This is a genomic window from Campylobacter sp. MIT 12-5580, from assembly GCF_005406235.1.
Taxonomy (GTDB): domain Bacteria; phylum Campylobacterota; class Campylobacteria; order Campylobacterales; family Campylobacteraceae; genus Campylobacter_D.
Genome location: NZ_NXLK01000004.1, coordinates 152392 through 170343, shown reverse-complemented (window position 1 = coordinate 170343; position 17952 = coordinate 152392). Strand labels below are relative to the sequence as shown.

Here is a 17952-nt window from a genome sequence, read left to right as displayed (position 1 = left end):
TTTACCTAAAAACAAGGTTGAAGGAGGACAATATGACTATCAATAACAATCCAGCGAGCTTACAGCAAAATAACTACCTCAATAATGCTCAAAAAGCCTCTGAAAAAGCGTTGGGTAATATAGCGGCTATTCGCGCGATTAGCGGTGTGGATACGGCTGATTTGGCTATAGCTGATTCTTTAAGATCGCAAGCTAGCACTATAGATCAAGGCGTTGCAAATGCTTATGATGCTGTGGGTGTTTTGCAGATTGCTGATGCGAGTTTAAGCCAGATCACAAAAACAACTGATGAGCTTAGTCAGCTTGCCGTGCAAAGAAATAGTGCTGTGCTTAATGATCAGCAAAAAAATATGCTTGATGTTAGGGCCACCGAGCTTATCTCTTCGATTAATGATGCGTTTAATAATGCCCAGTTTAATGGAAAAAATGTATTTCAAACTATGGATTTTGTGGTGGGAAGTGGAGTTGAAACAACAAATTTAAATCCTCTTAGCACAGGAAATCTTAGCCTTACAGATCAAAGTAGTATAGATTCGTTCAGTCAGCAAGTCGCTTCTTTGCGTGCAGATATTGGCGCAGGCATTAATGCGATCACTTCAAATATCAGCGCAAGCGTAGAAAATAGTATCAATACAAAAGCTGCTGAGGGAAATTTGCTTAATGATGATTTGGCGAAAAATGTTACTGATCTTAACGCAGAGTTTTTGAAAACTAATTCAGCTTCATTTATGATGGCTCATCAAAACGATATACTTCAAAGCAAAGTAGCTAGTCTTTTGCAATAAACATTTTAGATTTTCTTACTCTTTGCAAGTAAGAAAATCTTTTTTATTTTTAAATTCTTATACAGCTTGTAAAGTTTTAAATAATACACTCCCCAAACGCAACATATTTGAACCACACTTTAAAGCTAATTCAAAGTCATTACTCATACCCATAGAGCAGATTTTTGCTCCGTGTTTTTGTAGGGCTTCATAAATTTTATAGGTAGCTTCAAAGCTTTTGATGATTTCTTTTTGATTGTCCGTGTTTGCGCCTATACTCATCACTCCACAAAGCTTTATTTTAGGGCATTCGTCTTGAATTTGTAGGTATGTATCAAGGGCTTTTTGAATTTCAAGTCCGCTTTTGCTGTTTTCATCAGCGCTATTGATTTCAAGCAAAGCCTCAAGCTCATAATCTAGCCTTTGATTTACCGCTTTAGCAAGCTTTAAGCTATTGCAAGACTGCCATAAAATAGGGTTTTGTTTAAGCAAAAGATTGATTTTATTGCTTTGTAAGGTGCCGATGAAATGCCATTTAAGCTCCAAGTTTTCTTTTAAAGCTTCTTTTTTCTGCGCTAGGGCTTGCACTTGATTTTCCCCAAATTCACAAAAACCAAGCTTAAAAAGCTCGTTTATAAGCTCGCTTGAGCCATATTTGCTTGCTACGACTATGCGTGTGTTTTGTGTTTTTTCAAGGATTTGTTCTAAATTCATGAGTATTCTTTGTTTTTTAAGATAGCCTTAAAAGTGGTGCGCCCAAGAGGATTCGAACCTCTGACCTTTTGAACCGCAATCAAATGCTCTATCCAGCTGAGCTATGGGCGCAGAATTAAAAAATTAAGATTATAGCACAAAAAGCTTAAATTTAGCCTAATTTTTATGAAAACAAGCCTTATATCTTGTGTAAAATTGTATTTTTAGAAAGCTTAAAAATAATTCGTTAAAGCCGATTTAAAAAAAGGAAATCTAAAACAAAGGCAAGACAATGATTAATAAGCTGTATAATGCAGGCTTAAACCTTGCATTTTCAAGCTCTCTTACACAACATAAGGAGCAAAATACTCAAATTCAAGAAAAAAGCACTACAAGCACATACATAAGCTTTCAAGCTAATGCCGAGCAAAGCAAGGATAGTGATTTATCAAATAAAGATCAAGAAAACTTTTCTTTGACAAGCGAGGTGATAAAAAATATAAGTGCCAAGGCAAGTGAAAAGCTAGAACAAATAAGTGAAGAAATGAGTGTAGAAGAAAAAACAGCTCTTGATATGCTTTACGAGCAGCTTAAAATGCTTCAACAACAGCTTGACAAGACAGAAGATGCCGAGCTGAAGTTGCAATTACTTGCGCAAATTGCTATTATTATGGGGCAGATCATCGAGCTTCTTAATATTTATGGAGATGGCAGCGGCATAAGCATAACAATTTAGCCAAGCAAAAATCAACTAAAATGCGGAGTTTTAATGAAAATGCAAAAAAGTGTTTAGCTCAAACTCGCTTATAAACAAATATGCAAAAATTTGAGCTATTTTAAGGTGGCTTTGTCAATTTGAGGCAAAAGCTTGATTTTGTGCTTTCTCACTCAAGATATTTTTCATTTTTATCTTTTGTAAGCTTTTTGAAATCCTCGTCCAAATTCAGTCTTTCTTTAGCTTTTGTGTAATAATAACCCACGCCAAGCAAAGCGATTGCACACATTGTAAGCAAGATGATGAGACTTCCATATTCATTTTGTGCTAGAAAAAGTCCGCCTGTATTCATACCAAAAAAGCCAACGATGAGATTGAGCGGTAAGACTATGGTTGAGATGATGCTGAGTATATAGATATTTTTATTCATTTTTTCATTTTTTATCCCAATGATAAGCGTATAAAGGCTATCTACTCGCAGGCTGAGTTCTTTGGCGTTTTTTTCTAAACTTAAAGCAGTAAAGATGATGAATTTAAGGCTTTTTTTGAGCTCATTTTGCTCGTTGGCTAAGGCACTAAGGCTTTCGTGAAGCTGGCTAGCAAGCTTAAGAGCTTTTGCAATCTTTTGCCTGAGTATGAAAATTTTTCTTAAGATATTTTCTATATTTTTACCCTTTAAGACGCTATTTTCTTTATGTTCAAGTAAATCTTGATAATGATTAAGCCTTGTTTTAAGTAAGTCAAGGGTGTTTTTAAGTTCAAGATTAAAATCACTAAGTGAAATTTGCACAAAGTCTTGATCTTTAAATTTAAAGATTTGATCTTCTTCAAAGCAAAAGATTAAATTCTCATTCTTATCAAATTCTTTGTTTCGCAAAAGAGCGATGATAAGGAGCTTTTTGCCAAAAAATTCTCCAAAAACTGAGTTGTTGAAATTGCTTTGTAAAAAAGTTTTTAAATTTTCATCTATAAGCATTGATTTTTCCACCTATTACTAAGCTCTTTGAGCGTAAAATTCTTTCTTAAATTCACTAAATTTATCCTTAAGTATAGCCTCTCTTGCATTTTTTACAAGTTCTAAGTAAAAATGCAGATTATGCAAGCTTGCCAACCTAAAAAAAGTTAATTCTTTTGCTCTAAAAAGATGATTTAAATAGGCTCTGCTAAAATGCGTGCAAGTATAGCAAGCACATTTTTTATCTATGGGCTCATGATCGTTTATAAACTCAGCCTTTTTGATATTAAGCTTGCCAAAGCTTGTAAAAAGCGTACCATTTCTTGCATTTCGTGTTGGCATTACGCAATCAAACATATCCACGCCTCGTTCTATATTTTCCACCAAATCTTCAGGCGTGCCAACTCCCATTAAATACCTTGGACGCTTTTCATCAACAAAAGGCATCATCGCTTCAACCGTATCATACATCAAAGCATTTTCCTCGCCAACACTGAGTCCTCCTATAGCAAGTCCATCAAACTCAAGCTCACAAAGTGCCTCAGCACAAGTTTTTCTTGCCTCAAAATCAGTGCCTCCTTGGATAATGCCAAAGATATTATTTGTCTGTGCCTTGCCTTTTGCTTTTTGAGCTAGATGATATTTAATAGCTTCTTTAGCCCATTTTATAGTCCTTTGCACGGATAAATCTATGCGTTTTTTACTTGCAGGTAAAGCCACTAAATCATCTAAAATCATCATAATATCAGAATTTAAATCATACTGCGTATCAAGCACACTTTGAGGGGTAAAAAAATGCAAACTTCCATCAATATGGCTTTTAAATCTAATCCCATTTTCATCAGGCTTTGAGTTTTTACTCAAAGAAAAGGCTTGAAAACCTCCACTATCGGTTAAAAAAGAGCGATCAAAGCCAGTAAAACCATGCAAGCCGCCAAATTCTTTCACCAGTTTTGAACCCGGACGTAAATAAAGATGATAAGTATTTGCAAGTATGATTTGAGCATTAAGCAAGTCTTTAAGATCAAGTGCGTCAAGGCTTTTAACCGCTGCTTGCGTGCCTACAGGCATAAAAATAGGCGTTAAAAAGCTTGAATGAGCAGTTTTAAGCTCGCATACTCTTGCGTTTTGAGATTTATGCTTTATTTTAAATTCCATTTGCTATAATATCCTTTTTATTTTGGAGTATATATGGATAAAATTTTATTTATCGTTGATGGAAGTTTAGCAAAATATTTCTTAGAAAGGCTTTGTTTGCAAAAAGCTTTGAATTTTTTTTATACGATTTTATACTACAATGACGAAACAATCAGCGTTATCACAAAGGGTGAAAATATAGACTTTGTAAAATTTGATCCTACGAGCTCAAGCAAGCTTAATAAGCTTTTGTTGAGTAATTTTTCCCAAATTTTTATTTTTTTACAAGATGAGTTTGATACAAAAAACACTTATGAAAATATCAGAGCTTTTAGCAAAGAACAAGATATTGTTTTGATGGACTTTTGGGGACTTAGCGTAAGTGATGAGCATTGTGATTTGATTGATTTAAGGGCGATTTTAAGTAATCATTTGTTAGGATTTTTGCCAGATGTTGCCCTAGTTGCCCAAAATATAGGGCTTAACACAGGTGAGATTATGGAGGTAAAAATTCCAGCTGATAGTATCTTTGCGTATAGACATGTGGGTTCTATAGGACAAAAAAGATGGCGTATTGCTTTGCTGTATAGGAATTCAAAATTTATTTTTGTTAATGCTTCAACCATGCTTATGCCAAATGATTCTATACTTCTTGTTGGCGATCCTAGCGTCTTGCAAGGTGTGTATCACAATATCAAGCGAGGAAGAGGGCAGTTTCCAAGCCCTTTTGGGAGCAATATCCTTGCCTTAATGGATATGAAAGATAAAAGCGAAGCTGAGCTTGAAAATTTCTTAAAAACAGCCTTATTTTTTCATTCAAAAACAAATTCAAAAAAGCTTATCATCCGCGTAATCAACCCTCGTTTAAATGAAAATTATGAAAAACTCAAGCAAAATGACAAAAATAGTATTAGCATAGAACTTGATTACAAAAATACTGATTTTAAGTCTATTCCAGCACTTTTAGAAGGTAATGATATAGGTGTGATTGTTACTGATTTGCTTCATTTTGAAAGGAAGAAAAAGCAGTTTTTTGAGCTTAAAATTCCTATACTTAAAACAGGAGAAAGAAGCTTTGAAGAGTTAAGCGAGGCTGTGATTTTAAACTCAAATGAAGCCGAGCTTGAAACTCAGGCAAATGTGATGATTGATCTAAGTAAGCAGCTTGGGCTTTCAGTAAAGCTGTATCACTACAAACCAAATGATGATTCAAAACAAGTTATAGAACACTTTCAAAGTCTTTCAAAGCTTTATAACAAAGAGATTAAAATCATCAATGATACCAGCAAAAATCCTCTTTTAGAGCTCAGTTTAAACAATGATATTTTGCAGTTTGTGAGCTTTAAAAAAGAGCTAACAAGCTCTCGTTTAAGCACCTTTTTAAGCACAGATTTTAATGTCTTATACGCAAAGATGAATAAAAATTATCAACTTTTTATACCAATTAGTTAAATTTGGTTAAAATTTATTCAAAAAGGCAAAATGATGAATATAAAAGTAAATTTAGAAAAAAACTCTTATGAAGTCAGTGTAAATGAGCTTAAAAAGCTTGAATTTAAAGGCAAAGTTGCTGTGGTGAGTAATGCAAAAATAGCCGGACTTCACTTGCAAAGCTTGCTTTCAAGGCTTAAAGCTGATGAAGTCTTTATCATTACACTTAAGGATGGGGAGCAGTATAAGAATTTACAAAGCATAGAAGAGCTTTTAAATCAGCTTTTTATTTCTAAACTTGATCGGAAAAGCACGCTCATCGCATTTGGTGGAGGTGTGATTAGCGATATAGTGGGCTTTGGGGCAAGCATTTATCAAAGAGGAATTGATTTTATCAATGTTCCTACCACGCTTTTGGCTATGGTTGATGCAGCTGTGGGCGGAAAAACAGGAGTAAATAATGCCTTTGGGAAAAATCTCATCGGCTCATTTTATCAGCCTCGTGCTGTGTATTGTGAGAGTGAGTTTTTAAAAACCCTGCCTCAAAGAGAATTAAGTGCTGGAATGGCTGAGTTTATCAAAATGGCGATTACTTTTGATGAGAAAAAACTTGAATTTATAGAAAAGCTTGATGAAAATGCTTTTTTTGATAAAAGCTTAGATGATGCAATTTATGCTCAAATCATCTTTGAAAGCGTAAAATTAAAAGCTGATATAGTCTCAAAAGATGAAAAAGAAAATGATTTAAGAATGCTTTTAAATTACGGACACACCTTTGCTCATGTTATAGAAAATCAAACACAATACAAGACTTTTTTACACGGCGAAGCTGTAGCTATAGGCATAAATATGGCAAACCACCTTGCTTTAAAGCTTGGCTTTTTAAGCGAAGAAGAATGCAAAAAAGTAGAAAAACTCTTGCATAAATTCAAACTTCCAACACATTATAAGATAAAAGATATCAATGAGTTTTATGAGGCTTTTTTCCTTGATAAAAAAAGCTTAAACGCAAAACTTCATTTTATCCTGCCTCAAGGCTTGGGTAGGGCTGTGATTAAAAATGATATCAAAAAAGAGCTGATTTTGGAAGTTTTGGCTGAATTCACAAAGGATAAGGCTTGAGAGAAAAGGTATTTTTCAAAACCTTTGGTTGTAGAACAAATATCTATGATACCGAGCTTTTAAAAAGCTATGTCAAAGACTATGAAATCACTCAAGATGAAAAAGAAGCTCAAATCATCGTGATAAATTCTTGCACGGTTACCAATGGAGCAGATAGTGGCACAAGAGCTTATATAAATAGCCTTAAACAAAGAGGCATAAAGGTGGTGCTAACAGGTTGTGGAGCAGTAAGCAAGGGCAAAGAGCTTTTGGAGAGCAAAAAAGTCTTTGGTGTGCTTGGAGCTTCAAATAAAGCAAGGATTAATGAGTTTTTAGGCTTTAAACAAAGCTTTTTTGAACTTGGGGATTTAAATTTCATCGATAAAGACATTGTTACGCAGTATGAAAATCATACTAAGGCTTTTGTAAAAATTCAAGAAGGTTGTGATTTTGCCTGCTCGTATTGCATTATCCCTAGTGTGCGTGGTAAATCAAGAAGCATTAGCGAGGAAGAAATTCTCAAACAAATTAAAATTTTAGCAAGCAATGGCTATAATGAAGTCGTGCTAACTGGCACAAATATAGGCTCTTACGGCTTAAAACAAGGCTCAAGTTTAGGCAAGCTTTTACAAAAAATAGGGCAGGTTTCTGGTATAAAAAGGGTGCGTTTAGGTAGCTTAGAACCAGCTCAAATTGATGAAAGTTTTAAAGAAATTTTAGATGAAGCTTGGCTAGAAAGGCATTTGCATATAGCCTTACAGCACACAAGTGAAAAAATGTTGCGTCTTATGCGTAGGCGTTCGCACACTCAAAACGATTTAGAGCTTTTTGAAATGCTTGCAAATAAAGGCTTCGCCCTAGGCACGGATTTTATCGTAGCACATCCGGGCGAAGATGAGTTTGTGTGGGCTGAAGCTTTAGAGAATTTTAAGGCTTTTAAACTTACGCATATCCACGCTTTTATCTTTAGTCCAAGGGCAAATACACATTCAGCAAATCTTAATGAAAAGCCAGTAAATGGTAGCATAGCCAAAGATAGGCTTAACACACTTAAAGATATAGTAAAGCATAATAATCTTGAGTTTAGAAAAAACAATAAAAAAAGGCTTGAAGTGCTTGTGGAGAGTCAAAAAGAAGGTGTTTTTGAAGGCTATGATCAATTTTATAACAAAATCAAAATTCACAGCCCAAAAGACTTGAGTAAAACTTGGCTCATACTTGATGAGTATGAGTGCAAAACTGAGTATAATGAAGCCAGTTTAGGAGGCTAGATTTGAATAAAAATAAAAAAATCATTATTTTTTCTTTTGCGTTATTGTGTGTGCTTATTGGTATTATTTATTTTAAAAATGAGCCAAGATATATTGATAAAAGGCTTTATGAAAGCTTTTTGCAAGAAAATCTCATCACAAAAGCTGTTATTAGTGATAAAGAGATTATTATCAAGGCAAATAATGATAATTACGCCATTATTAAAGATGGTATCGATCTTGATGAGCTTTTGCAAAAGGTGCCTGTTGAAGTAAGACAAGAAAATACAGCATTTTTTTTAAGTTTTATAATAATTGCTCTTATAGCGATGTTTATATCAGCTTTTTATTTCACGCGCAAAAAGCAAATGCAAAGATTTCCTATATCACCAGCAAATGAAAGCCAAAGCAACCCTATCTTAGAAAGTGCAAACTCTGGCATAAAGCCGGTGATCTCTCATATCAAATTTGATGATGTGGCTGGGGTTGATGAGGAAAAAAGTGAGCTTAGTGAGATCGTGGATTTTCTTAAAAATCCGCAAAAATACAAAGAATTTGGCATAAAAATGCCAAAGGGTGTGTTGATGGTAGGACCTCCCGGAGTTGGTAAAACCTTGATCGCAAAAGCTGTAGCGGGTGAAGCTGGAGTGCCTTTTTTTTATCAAAGTGGTTCAAGCTTTGTTGAAATTTATGTAGGAATGGGAGCAAAAAGGGTGAGAGAGCTTTTTAATAAAGCTAAAATGATGGCTCCAAGTATTATTTTCATCGATGAAATAGACGCTGTTGGCAAAGCAAGAGGCGAGGTAAGCAATGTCGAGCGAGATAGCACCTTAAATCAGCTCTTAACCCAAATGGACGGCTTTGAGGATAATAGCGGCGTTATCGTTATCGCAGCAACAAACAAAATCGAGCTTATGGATCCAGCTTTACTTCGATCAGGTCGTTTTGATAGACGCATTTTTCTTTCTTTGCCAGACTTTAAAGATAGGCTTAAAATCCTTGAAATTTATATGAAAGACAAAAAAAATAATGTCGAGCTAAAAAATATCGCCAAAGCAAGCGTAGGTTTTAGCGGAGCAGGGCTTGAAACTTTGGTGAATGAAGCAGCGATTAATGCCTTAAGAAGAGGCTCGAGCTTGGTTGAGGAGAGTGATTTTTTCGCTGTTTTAAACAAGGTTTTAGTTGGTAAAAAGAAAATCTTAAGCTTTGATGAAAATGAGAAAAAGATACAAGCAACTTATCAAGCCGCAAAGGCTTTAAGTGCGTATTATTTTGATGTAGGCTTTGAAAAAATTACCCTCATCGAAGATCGTTTTAAAGAATATGAAAAGCAAATCAGATCAAAATCAGAGCTTTTAAACAAGATCAAAGTGCATTTAGCAGGATCGTGTGCGATGAAGCTTATTTATAATGAAAGCTACACTAACTCACAGCATGATTTTCTTAAGGTAAAAGAGCTTGTTGGCTTTATGCTTAGCTTTGATATGGCTGATGAAAAAACTTTAAGCGATCAAAAACAAGAAGTGCAAAATTACCTTGAGCCTATGAAAAATAAGATTTTAGAGCTTGCAAATGTGCTTTTGGAATTTGAAAAGCTTGAAAGTGAAGATGTTGCAAGAGTGATGAGAGTGCATTAAGGAGCTTGGTAATGGATAGTATAAAGGTAGGAATTTTAAGCTTAAGTGATAGGGCAAGTGCTGGAATTTATGAAGATAAAGCTACCCCAAAGGTAAAAGAAGTGCTTCAAAGCTATATCAAAAATGAATGTGAGTTTATATGCGAGCTTATCGCTGATGAGTTTGAGCTTATCAAAGAAAGATTGCTTTTTTTAAGCAAAGAAGCACAATGTGATCTTATCATTACTTGCGGGGGAACTGGACCTGCTTTAAGAGATGTGACGCCTGAAGCTACTGAGGCGGTTTGTGAAAAAATGCTACCGGGTTTTGGCGAACTTATGCGTCAAGCAAGTTTAAAATTTGTCCCAACAGCGATTTTATCGCGTCAAAGTGCAGGGATAATCCAAAACTCACTCATCATTAACCTACCGGGCAATCCAAAGGCTATTGCTGAGTGTTTAGAGCCTATTTTTCCAGCTGTGCCTTACTGCTTAGACTTAATAGGAGCTCGTTTTATACATACAAATGAAGCCATTATCAAGGCTTTTCGTCCTAAAAAATAAGCCTTTTAAAAGTTTTTAAGCACCAAAGGCTTTAACCTTTGGTGTGAGTTTTTTAGTCATCAAACTGCTGTCCAAGCACATTGCCATTCATATCAGTATAAACTTCCATCATATTATTAAGTTTAAATTTAAACCCTCCGATTTTACGATCTACATCGATAATCACCGCATTGGGCTGAGCTGCTCTTACTTTAGAAACTATAGCTTGTCCTAAAAAGCCTGTTGGAATGGCTTTGTATTTGCCATCAACGCTTGTCCATTGTCCGTTGATATTGAAGTCAATCTCAGTGCCATCATTTAAGGTTACATCAAAAGAGTCAAGATCTCTTTTTACGAGCATGATTTGAGCAGCTGGGAAATTCTGCTTGATAAAGCCTTGAGCATTTGCTGGAAGCGTATTTGGAGCAACCACCATATCAGCTAGCAAAAAACTAGCACCACAAGTTAAACTCGCTAAGATTAGTTTGAGTTTCATTTTTTCTCCTTTAAAAAGTTATGCTGTAATTCTAGCCTTATTTTGTGAATTCAAAGTGAAAGCTTTGTGAAGTATGCGTGAAATGAAGCAAAAAATAAAAAAGATGGAGCGGGAAACGAGATTCGAACTCGCGACCCCAACCTTGGCAAGGTTGTGCTCTACCCCTGAGCTATTCCCGCATTTTTAAAAAGTAAGATTATACAAAAATCAAGTTTAAAAGTCAAGAATTCTAACAATTTTTACCTTTTGATTTTGTGCTAGGCTTGAGCTTTTAAGCTCACTGATAAGCAAATACTCATTTTCAAGTAAAACCTTAAGCATATTTGAGCCAAAATTTTTAGCATAAGGTGTAAAAACACCATTTTCAAATTTGCCAAAGATGAAGTTATTACGTCCGCTTTTTAGCTCTATGTCCTTACTTAAAAGGGCTTCATAGCTTTTATCTTGTAAGATTGTGCCAAAAAATAAAGAAAAAAGCTTTGGCACGATCAAACGCGTAGCTAAAAAGCATGAAAGAGGATTGCCCGGTAAAACAAGGACAAGTTTGTTATCTTTTTGAAAAAGCTTACTTGGTTTGATAAATTTAGCCTTTATACCCTCAAAAATAGGCGTAAAGCCAAGCTCTTTTAAGGCTTTTTGCATAAAATCAGCCTCACCAACACTAGCTGCACCGCTCGTTATAAGCAAATCATAGTTGCAATTTATCAAAGCCTTTTTTACCTCACTAAGCTCATCTTTTATAATACCAAGATAAGAAAGCTCTATACTTGGCTGCGTAAGCTGGGCTATAATGCTTGTAGCGTTTGTATTATAAACGCTGTTTTCATCAGCTTCTTGCCAAGGCTCTTTTAGTTCATTTCCACTTGAAAACACAGCTACACGAAGCTTTTTATATACTTTAAGCTTGCTTATGCCTTGACTTGCAAGCACAGCTAAGTGAGTGTTTGTTAAGAGTGTGCCTTTTTGAAACAAGGGTTCATTTTGTTGATATTCCTCACCTTTAAAACGCACAGCATTAAGACGTTTTGGTGGATTTTTGATGATAAGCTTGCCTTCTTGTATGCACTCATCTTCTATCATTAAAATCGTATCAGCATTTTTGGGTAGCTTTGCTCCTGTCATAATCTTATAGCATTCGCAAGGTTTAAGCTCATATTCAGCCTTATCTCCAGCAAAAATCACTCCTTTTATGTGTAAGGGCTTGTCTTTATCATCATAATTAAAAGCATAGCCATCAAGGGCTGAGTTTGTAAAACGTGGCGTATCAATCCTAGCTTTTATATCTTCAAAAAGCACTCTTTCTTTTGCCTTAAAAAGCTCTACATATTCAAAGCTAAAAAGCTCTTTTATATAATTTTCTAAAAGCTTTAAAGTGGCAAAAAGATCATTCATTCTTCAAGCCTTTTGATATTTGCTCCAAGGGCTTTAAATTTTTCCTCAAGTCTCTCATAACCACGATCTAAATGATAAATTCTATGCACGCGGCTCACACCTTTTGCCGCAAGGGCTGCTAAGATGAGAGCTGAACTTGCCCTTAAATCAGTCGCCATCAAATCAGCTCCATTAAGCTCCTTGCCTCCATTGATCGTAGCGATATGTCCGTTTAATCTTATATCAGCTCCCATTCTTAAAAGCTCACTTGCGTGCATAAAGCGGTTTTCAAATAGCCTTTCATCAATGATACTTGTGCCATTTGCTTTGAGCGCTAAAGCCATAAATTGCGCTTGCATGTCAGTTGGAAAGCCCGGATATTCACTTGTAATGATCTCAACAGGTTTTATTTCTTTAGCTGGAAGTATGGTGATTGCATCATCTTGCACCTCTATACCAAAGCCCATTTGTTTGAGTTTATCTAAAACCGCACTTAAATGACTTGCATTTGCTTTACAAATCGTAATTTTTGAATTTGTAATCGCTGCAGCACATAGGTAAGTTCCTGCTTCTATCCTATCTGGTATAACGCTAAATTCTTGAAACTCTAAAAGCTCGCCATCACTTCCTATTATCTCAAGTTCATCACTTCCTATGCCTTTTATATCAAGTCCAGCATTTACTAAAACCTCACAAAGTTGCACCACTTCAGGCTCTTTAGCGACATTGATGAGTCTTGTTTTGCCTTTTGCAAGGCTTGCTGCCATAATGATATTTTCACTGCCAGTAACTGTGATCTTATCAAAGATGATCTCAGCTCCTTTAAGCTCGCCACTTGCCATAACATAACCTTGCTTTATGCTGATATTTGCACCCATTTTTTCAAGGGCTTGCAAATGCAGATCAATGGGGCGTTGTCCTATAGCACAACCTCCGGGCAAGCTTACTTCACACTGATGAAAGCGAGCAAGCAAGGGTCCAAGCGTAAGTATAGAAGCGCGCATTTTTCGCACTATATCATATACAGCTTTAGTGTTATTAAGCTTGCTTGTGTTTATCCTTGCATTGTGGTTTTTAAGCTCATACTCAGCCCCTAAATTCTCAAGCAAAACAAAAAGCGTTTTGATATCAGCAACTTCTGGGATATTATGGATAAGCACTTCATTTTTGGCTAAAATGCTTGAGACGATAAGGGGTAGGGCGGCATTTTTTGCACCGCTAATTTCTACACTTCCACTTAGATAATCACAAGCTTGAATTTGAAGGTATTGCATCGTTTTCCTTTTATGATAATAAAAAATTTTAGCATATTTTTAAGACAAATTGCCTAAATTTAAACTTTCTTTATTTAAAATAAGCTTGGTTGAATGTCCAAGCTTTGGCTAAAAAAGCTTATGAACTCTTCTTGGTTTTCAAAAATCAAGCAATATCTAAAGTCTTTATATGCTTTTAAATCCTCTAAACTTGAATAAGAAAAATCACAAAAAAGAGTATTTTTAGCCGCTGTTTTAAAGCCTTTAACCTTACTTAAATGTGTAGCCAAAAAGTCAAAATGAAGCTCATTTTTAGCAAGTAAAAAAGCTCTTGAGCTTGAGCCAAATTCACAAATTTCATTGTTTTTATTGATAAAATAAACTTGCAAAAAATCAAGCTTTTTTTCCTTTATGCGAAGCCTTAAGTTATGCTCTAGGATAAAATTTACAAAGCTTGCAAAAAAAGAAGTATATACAAAAGGTAAGGCAAGGTTTTTAAAATACATTTGCTTACAAATAAAGCTTGTAGAAAACAAGCTTGAATGCTCTAAAAGTGTAAATTCACATGCCCTAAGCGTATCAAAACTCGCACAAATTCGAAGCAAATACAGCTCTTTATCACAAAAAAAGAGTGTTTTTTTCTTTGCATTTATAAGTTTTGAAAAGTCTAAAAACACCTCGCCACTTAAACGCTCAAGATAAAATACCTCGCAAAAATCCAGCGCTAAAGGCTCGCAAAGCACAAACTCAAGCTCTTTTTCCTCACACATAAAACGTATGAGCTTTAAGATAGCTAAGCTTAAATCCTCGCAATAAAGATAAAAAACTTCCTTATCTTTAAGTAAAAGCTTTTTTTCACTAATGATGACAAAAGCACCTTTTTGCACAGCTTCATTGATAGCTTCTTCATCATTTGAAAAAAAAGCAAAGCCGTGTTTGAGCTCATTTAAACTTATAGCAAAGCCACTTACGCTTGAAGTAGAGCCTTCATTAAGCATTTGAGTTTGTAAAAGCTCGTTTAAATTTGAGATATTCATCAGCCTACTATAGAGCCGTTTTCTACAAGTTGCTCTGGGCTTATAAGCACAAGCTTATCTTTACTTTTTGCTGAAAGTATCATGCCATCGCTTTCATGCCCAAAAATTTTAGCTTTTTTAAGATTGCTTAAGAGGCATACTTGCTTGCCAATGAGGCTTTGAGGCTCATAAAATTTAGCTATGCCTGATAGAACTTGTCTTAACTCGCCATTTTCAAGCTCAAGTATAAATTTCAAAAGCTTTTCACTGCCTTCTATGCTTTGACAATCTTTAACAAGGGCTATTTTGATCTCAATCTTTGCAAAATCATCAATTTTTATTTTTTGTGTTTTTTGCTCTTGAATTGGCTCTTGTGTAGCAGGCTTTAAGCGAGCTTCTTCTACCTTGGTAAATAAAGGCTCACAAGCCTTGCTTTGAAAAGAAAGCAATTCATCGTCTAAGATAAGTTTTTGATAATTTTCACTTGTTATTGCAAAGCCTAAGCTAAGGGCTATTTTTTCACAACTTTGTGGTAGGGCAGGGCTTAAAAGCACGCTTACCTTTGCAAGTATGTTCGCACATAAAGCAACTAGGGCATTTGCTTTTTTTGTGTCGCCATTTTTGATCAAATTCCAAGGTTCGTATTTGCTTATGCTTGAGTTTGCAAGGCTTAAAGCCTTAAAAAGCTCTTCTAAATACCTGCTTGTTTGCACGCTTTCTAAAAAATTTATGGCATTAAAGAGATATTCTTTGGTTTGTGTAAGCTCGCTTGTGAAAAATTCTTTTATATGCTTGCTTTGAATGCTTGAATTTGAGTATTTTGCACTCATACCTACTATACGACTTAAAAGATTGCCAAGCTCATTGCAAAGTTCTGCATTAATGCGGTTTATAAAGGCTGCTTCGTTAAAATCCCCATCATTTCCAAAAGGCATTTCTCTTAGCAAAAAATACCGCATAGGATCTATACCATAAGCATCTTTTAGTTCTTTTGGCTTGATGACATTACCTTTGCTCTTACTCATCTTTTCCCCATCCCTTGTCCACCAACCATGAGCGCCTATATAAAGAGGTAAGGGCAGATCAACACTCATCAAAAAAGCGATCCAATACACAGCATGAAAACGCAGTATATCCTTACCTACAAGATGAATATGAGCTGGAAAAAATTTTGCGTTTTTGCCATTTTCAAGATAATCAAGACTAGAAAGATAGATAAAAAGTGCATCAAGCCATACATAAATCACATGTTTTTCATCATTCATCTCTTTTGGTAAAGCTATACCCCAATCAAAGCTTGTTCTTGTGATAGAAAGGTCTTTTAAGCCACCTTGCACAAAGTTGATAAGTTCATTTTTTTTGTTTTTAGGTAAGATAGGATCAGTTTCTTCATACCATTTTAAAATCGCTTTTTCATATTTTGAAAGGCGGAAAAAATAGCTTTCTTCTTTGACAAGCTGAGTGTTTTTACCACAATCTGGGCAGGTATTATTAGCAAGAAGTTGGCTTTGAGTAAAAAAACTCTCACAAGAAACACAATAATGCCCCTCATAAGTGCCCTTATAAATATCACCCTTTTCAAACATCTTTATAAACATAGCTTGCACGCATTTTATATGCCTTTCATCTGTGGTGCGTGCATATATATCATAAGTGATATTAAACTCGTCCCAAAGCTCTTTAAATTCAGCACTGATTTTATCAGCATAAGCCTTTGGGTTTGAATTTTTTTGTTTAGCAGCTTGCTCTATCTTTTGTCCGTGTTCATCTGTGCCTGTTAAAAAAAGCGTTTGCTCGCCTTGCAAGCGGTAAAATCTTGCCAAGGTATCAGCGATGATAGTCGTATAAGCATGCCCTAAATGAGGTGCATCATTGACATAATAAATAGGAGTAGTTAAATATCTCATTTTTTTCCTTATAATTTTGCAAGTTTTAAAAATAAGCTTACTTTTACTTATTTTAAATTTGAGAGTATAGCAAATTTAAGCTTTGATAAAGCATAAAACAAGGCTTTAAAAGTCAAAGCCACCTTCATTTTTGCCTTTTGACATAGAATTATATACAGATAAAACATAGTTTTTTCGTATTTGGCATTCAAAAAGTTCCTTACAATCAAAACAAGTTTGCATATTTTTTTCTTGCTGACATTTTTGTAAAATTTGCTTTTTTTCCTCAAGCTCAAGTTCAAAAGAATCTTTTTCACTCACCTCACTCATTGTTCTGCCTTAAAGCTTAAAAGTTTATCAATTTCATAACTTGAGCCAAAAAAACAAGGCGTAGTAGAATGAGGCTCATTAAATTCAAGTTCAAGCAAGCTTTTATTTATACCATTGCTCGTTTTGCCTCCTGCTTTTTCACATATATAAGCAAAAGGAAAAACCTCAAAAAAGGCTCTAAGTTTTCCATTTGGTGCATCAGTGGTGGCTGGATAACTAAAAAGCCCTCCACCCTTGCATAAAATTTGGTGTATATCACTTACCATAGCCCCACTATATCTTAAGCGGTAACCATCATCAAAAAGACTTTTAATAAAGCTTGCATGAGTTTTGCTCCAGTTTTTTTGTGTGCCACCTGTAGCGTTGATCTTGCCCTTTTGGCTCAGCTTTAAGTCTTTGATATACTCAAACTCATTTTTATGATTGAGGCGGTAAAGTTTAGGTATATCAGTGCAAATGATAAGCTCAAGTCTAGCTGAATATATACTATAAATAGCCATTTTGAGATTTTTTGCACTCATTTTTTCCTCATAAATTCCAAAGATAGAGCCAACTGCAAAATTTACATCAAGCAAAGATGAGCCATCAAGTGGATCATAAGCTACTATATATTTAGCTTCTGTATTTAGCTCAAGGGCTTCTGGTTTTTCTTCACTTACAAGGGCTTTGATATTTTTACACCCACTTAAAATTTCAGTGATAATCATATCACTTTTAACATCAAGTTTAAGTTGGGTATCTCCTGTTGCATTGTGCGTGCTTTGATAGCCTGTATCTGGGAATTTAAGCTCATTTGCTATGTTTAAAACAGCTTTTTGTATATGAGAAATAATCTCTTGCATTTTCTATCCTTTAAATTGAAAAGCATTTTGCAAGATAAAGCTTGCAATGCCTTTTATATCATCAAGATCAAGCCAAGTTAGTGTGTTATTTTTGGGCTTTTCATAGCTTGCTATAGCCTTGCAAACGCTAAAATAACTCTCATCAAGTTTATCTTTAAAAACACCGATTCTAGGGTAGGGCAGGGTTTTTAGCCCCTCGATCAAAAATAGATCAAAGTCCCCAGCCAGCCTCAAGCACTCTTCAACACTTCTTGGCTCATGTGAAAAAAAAGTCGTTCTTGTAGGGCTTAGCACGAAAACTTCGGCTTTGTTTTCAAAAAAACTAAAGCTATCTTTGCCCTTTGTATCAAAGCAAGCCTTATCGCTTGGATCGTGTTTTAGCACAAAAACCTTTAAATTTTGGGCGCTAAAATGCTTTATAAGCTTGTTAATCAAAGTCGTTTTGCCTGAATTTGAAGGTCCGCTAAAAGCCATAACTTGTTTTTTCACAATTTTCCTTAAAAATTTAAAAAATTATAACTTTTTAAAGCAAAAAATAGAGTTAAAAAAGTTAA

General features: G+C 35.0%; 18 protein-coding genes and 2 tRNA genes. 7 read left to right on the top strand and 13 right to left on the bottom strand.

Going from position 1 to position 17952, the window contains the following annotated elements; translation table 11 throughout:
• The first annotated feature begins 32 nt into the window (after window positions 1-32).
• Window positions 33-785: a flagellin gene (locus CQA38_RS05860; protein WP_137633063.1), complete on the top strand. Its 753-nt coding sequence runs from the start codon at window positions 33-35 to the stop codon at window positions 783-785.
• Window positions 786-842: 57 nt separating this feature from the next.
• Here the strand turns inward: CQA38_RS05860 and CQA38_RS05855 are convergent, their stop codons facing one another.
• The gene (locus CQA38_RS05855) at window positions 843-1478 is read right to left on the bottom strand and encodes a YggS family pyridoxal phosphate-dependent enzyme (protein ID WP_137633062.1); all 636 of its coding nucleotides are present in this window, start codon (window positions 1476-1478) and stop codon (window positions 843-845) included.
• A 34-nt stretch (window positions 1479-1512) separates the two neighbouring features.
• Window positions 1513-1589: transfer RNA gene (locus CQA38_RS05850), tRNA-Arg, on the bottom strand.
• 160 nt (window positions 1590-1749) lie between these two features.
• Between CQA38_RS05850 and CQA38_RS05845 the strand changes: the two genes are divergently transcribed.
• Entirely contained in the window at window positions 1750-2193 is a 444-nt protein-coding gene (locus CQA38_RS05845) for a hypothetical protein (protein WP_137633061.1), read from the top strand.
• A gap of 148 nt (window positions 2194-2341) precedes the next feature.
• Here the strand turns inward: CQA38_RS05845 and CQA38_RS05840 are convergent, their stop codons facing one another.
• Together CQA38_RS05840 and tgt are read right to left on the bottom strand one after the other, a co-directional pair.
• On the bottom strand, window positions 2342-3148 hold the full coding sequence (locus CQA38_RS05840) for a CorA family divalent cation transporter (RefSeq protein WP_137633060.1): 807 nt from the start codon (window positions 3146-3148) through the stop codon (window positions 2342-2344).
• A gap of 18 nt (window positions 3149-3166) precedes the next feature.
• A complete protein-coding gene (tgt, locus tag CQA38_RS05835) occupies window positions 3167-4285 on the bottom strand; it encodes a tRNA guanosine(34) transglycosylase Tgt (protein ID WP_137633059.1) in 1119 nt (372 codons plus the stop codon).
• A 33-nt stretch (window positions 4286-4318) separates the two neighbouring features.
• Here tgt and CQA38_RS05830 point away from each other — a divergent pair, with 33 nt between their 5' ends.
• Genes CQA38_RS05830 through mog form a run of 5 tightly spaced genes read left to right on the top strand, consistent with a single transcriptional unit; the run spans window position 4319 to window position 10225 of the window.
• On the top strand, window positions 4319-5716 hold the full coding sequence (locus tag CQA38_RS05830) for a TrkA C-terminal domain-containing protein (protein WP_137633058.1): 1398 nt from the start codon (window positions 4319-4321) through the stop codon (window positions 5714-5716).
• Between the two features lie 33 nt (window positions 5717-5749).
• On the top strand, window positions 5750-6817 hold the full coding sequence (aroB, locus tag CQA38_RS05825; protein WP_137633057.1) for a 3-dehydroquinate synthase: 1068 nt from the start codon (window positions 5750-5752) through the stop codon (window positions 6815-6817).
• Window positions 6814-8067 (top strand): tRNA (N(6)-L-threonylcarbamoyladenosine(37)-C(2))-methylthiotransferase MtaB, encoded by a 1254-nt coding sequence (gene mtaB, locus CQA38_RS05820; RefSeq protein WP_137633056.1) that lies wholly within the window; start codon window positions 6814-6816, stop codon window positions 8065-8067. Before aroB ends, mtaB begins: the two co-directional genes overlap by 4 nt.
• Window positions 8068-8069: 2 nt before the next feature.
• Complete coding sequence (locus CQA38_RS05815; protein ID WP_137633055.1) at window positions 8070-9683, top strand: ATP-dependent metallopeptidase FtsH/Yme1/Tma family protein; 1614 nt, start codon at window positions 8070-8072, stop codon at window positions 9681-9683.
• Between the two features lie 11 nt (window positions 9684-9694).
• Window positions 9695-10225: a molybdopterin adenylyltransferase gene (gene mog, locus CQA38_RS05810; protein ID WP_137633054.1), complete on the top strand. Its 531-nt coding sequence runs from the start codon at window positions 9695-9697 to the stop codon at window positions 10223-10225.
• A 52-nt stretch (window positions 10226-10277) separates the two neighbouring features.
• Here mog and CQA38_RS05805 read toward each other — a convergent pair whose 3' ends face one another.
• The 9 genes from CQA38_RS05805 to mobB all read right to left on the bottom strand — a co-directional run bounded on the left by CQA38_RS05805 (window position 10278) and on the right by mobB (window position 17887).
• Window positions 10278-10700 (bottom strand): PepSY-like domain-containing protein, encoded by a 423-nt coding sequence (locus tag CQA38_RS05805; protein WP_137633053.1) that lies wholly within the window; start codon window positions 10698-10700, stop codon window positions 10278-10280.
• Window positions 10701-10804: 104 nt separating this feature from the next.
• Window positions 10805-10879, bottom strand: a tRNA-Gly gene (locus tag CQA38_RS05800).
• Window positions 10880-10913: 34 nt separating this feature from the next.
• Entirely contained in the window at window positions 10914-12092 is a 1179-nt protein-coding gene (locus CQA38_RS05795; protein WP_137633052.1) for a molybdopterin molybdotransferase MoeA, read from the bottom strand.
• On the bottom strand, window positions 12089-13345 hold the full coding sequence (gene murA, locus CQA38_RS05790; protein WP_137633051.1) for a UDP-N-acetylglucosamine 1-carboxyvinyltransferase: 1257 nt from the start codon (window positions 13343-13345) through the stop codon (window positions 12089-12091). Before murA ends, CQA38_RS05795 begins: the two co-directional genes overlap by 4 nt.
• A gap of 74 nt (window positions 13346-13419) precedes the next feature.
• Entirely contained in the window at window positions 13420-14361 is a 942-nt protein-coding gene (locus CQA38_RS05785) for a hypothetical protein (protein ID WP_137633050.1), read from the bottom strand.
• Window positions 14361-16247 (bottom strand): methionine--tRNA ligase, encoded by a 1887-nt coding sequence (gene metG, locus CQA38_RS05780; RefSeq protein ID WP_137633049.1) that lies wholly within the window; start codon window positions 16245-16247, stop codon window positions 14361-14363. Before metG ends, CQA38_RS05785 begins: the two co-directional genes overlap by 1 nt.
• A gap of 105 nt (window positions 16248-16352) precedes the next feature.
• A complete protein-coding gene (locus CQA38_RS05775; protein ID WP_137633048.1) occupies window positions 16353-16556 on the bottom strand; it encodes a hypothetical protein in 204 nt (67 codons plus the stop codon).
• The gene (locus CQA38_RS05770) at window positions 16553-17398 is read right to left on the bottom strand and encodes a class 1 fructose-bisphosphatase (RefSeq protein ID WP_137633047.1); all 846 of its coding nucleotides are present in this window, start codon (window positions 17396-17398) and stop codon (window positions 16553-16555) included. Before CQA38_RS05770 ends, CQA38_RS05775 begins: the two co-directional genes overlap by 4 nt.
• A gap of 3 nt (window positions 17399-17401) precedes the next feature.
• Complete coding sequence (gene mobB / locus CQA38_RS05765) at window positions 17402-17887, bottom strand: molybdopterin-guanine dinucleotide biosynthesis protein B (protein ID WP_137633046.1); 486 nt, start codon at window positions 17885-17887, stop codon at window positions 17402-17404.
• Between the last annotated feature and the right edge of the window lie 65 nt (window positions 17888-17952).

Excerpts from the sequence above, each read along its gene's own strand:
- CQA38_RS05785 (WP_137633050.1), bottom strand. The coding sequence starts at position 14,361 with ATGAATATCTCAAATTTAAACGAGCTTTTACAAACTCAAATGCTTAAT.
- CQA38_RS05855 (WP_137633062.1), bottom strand. The coding sequence starts at position 1,478 with ATGAATTTAGAACAAATCCTTGAAAAAACACAAAACACACGCATAGTC.
- mog (WP_137633054.1), top strand. The coding sequence starts at position 9,695 with ATGGATAGTATAAAGGTAGGAATTTTAAGCTTAAGTGATAGGGCAAGT.
- CQA38_RS05830 (WP_137633058.1), top strand. The coding sequence starts at position 4,319 with ATGGATAAAATTTTATTTATCGTTGATGGAAGTTTAGCAAAATATTTC.
- CQA38_RS05845 (WP_137633061.1), top strand. The coding sequence starts at position 1,750 with ATGATTAATAAGCTGTATAATGCAGGCTTAAACCTTGCATTTTCAAGC.
- murA (WP_137633051.1), bottom strand. The coding sequence starts at position 13,345 with ATGCAATACCTTCAAATTCAAGCTTGTGATTATCTAAGTGGAAGTGTA.
- CQA38_RS05840 (WP_137633060.1), bottom strand. The coding sequence starts at position 3,148 with ATGCTTATAGATGAAAATTTAAAAACTTTTTTACAAAGCAATTTCAAC.
- CQA38_RS05770 (WP_137633047.1), bottom strand. The coding sequence starts at position 17,398 with ATGCAAGAGATTATTTCTCATATACAAAAAGCTGTTTTAAACATAGCA.
- tgt (WP_137633059.1), bottom strand. The coding sequence starts at position 4,285 with ATGGAATTTAAAATAAAGCATAAATCTCAAAACGCAAGAGTATGCGAG.
- CQA38_RS05775 (WP_137633048.1), bottom strand. The coding sequence starts at position 16,556 with ATGAGTGAGGTGAGTGAAAAAGATTCTTTTGAACTTGAGCTTGAGGAA.
- CQA38_RS05805 (WP_137633053.1), bottom strand. The coding sequence starts at position 10,700 with ATGAAACTCAAACTAATCTTAGCGAGTTTAACTTGTGGTGCTAGTTTT.
- CQA38_RS05795 (WP_137633052.1), bottom strand. The coding sequence starts at position 12,092 with ATGAATGATCTTTTTGCCACTTTAAAGCTTTTAGAAAATTATATAAAA.
- CQA38_RS05860 (WP_137633063.1), top strand. The coding sequence starts at position 33 with ATGACTATCAATAACAATCCAGCGAGCTTACAGCAAAATAACTACCTC.
- metG (WP_137633049.1), bottom strand. The coding sequence starts at position 16,247 with ATGAGATATTTAACTACTCCTATTTATTATGTCAATGATGCACCTCAT.
- aroB (WP_137633057.1), top strand. The coding sequence starts at position 5,750 with ATGAATATAAAAGTAAATTTAGAAAAAAACTCTTATGAAGTCAGTGTA.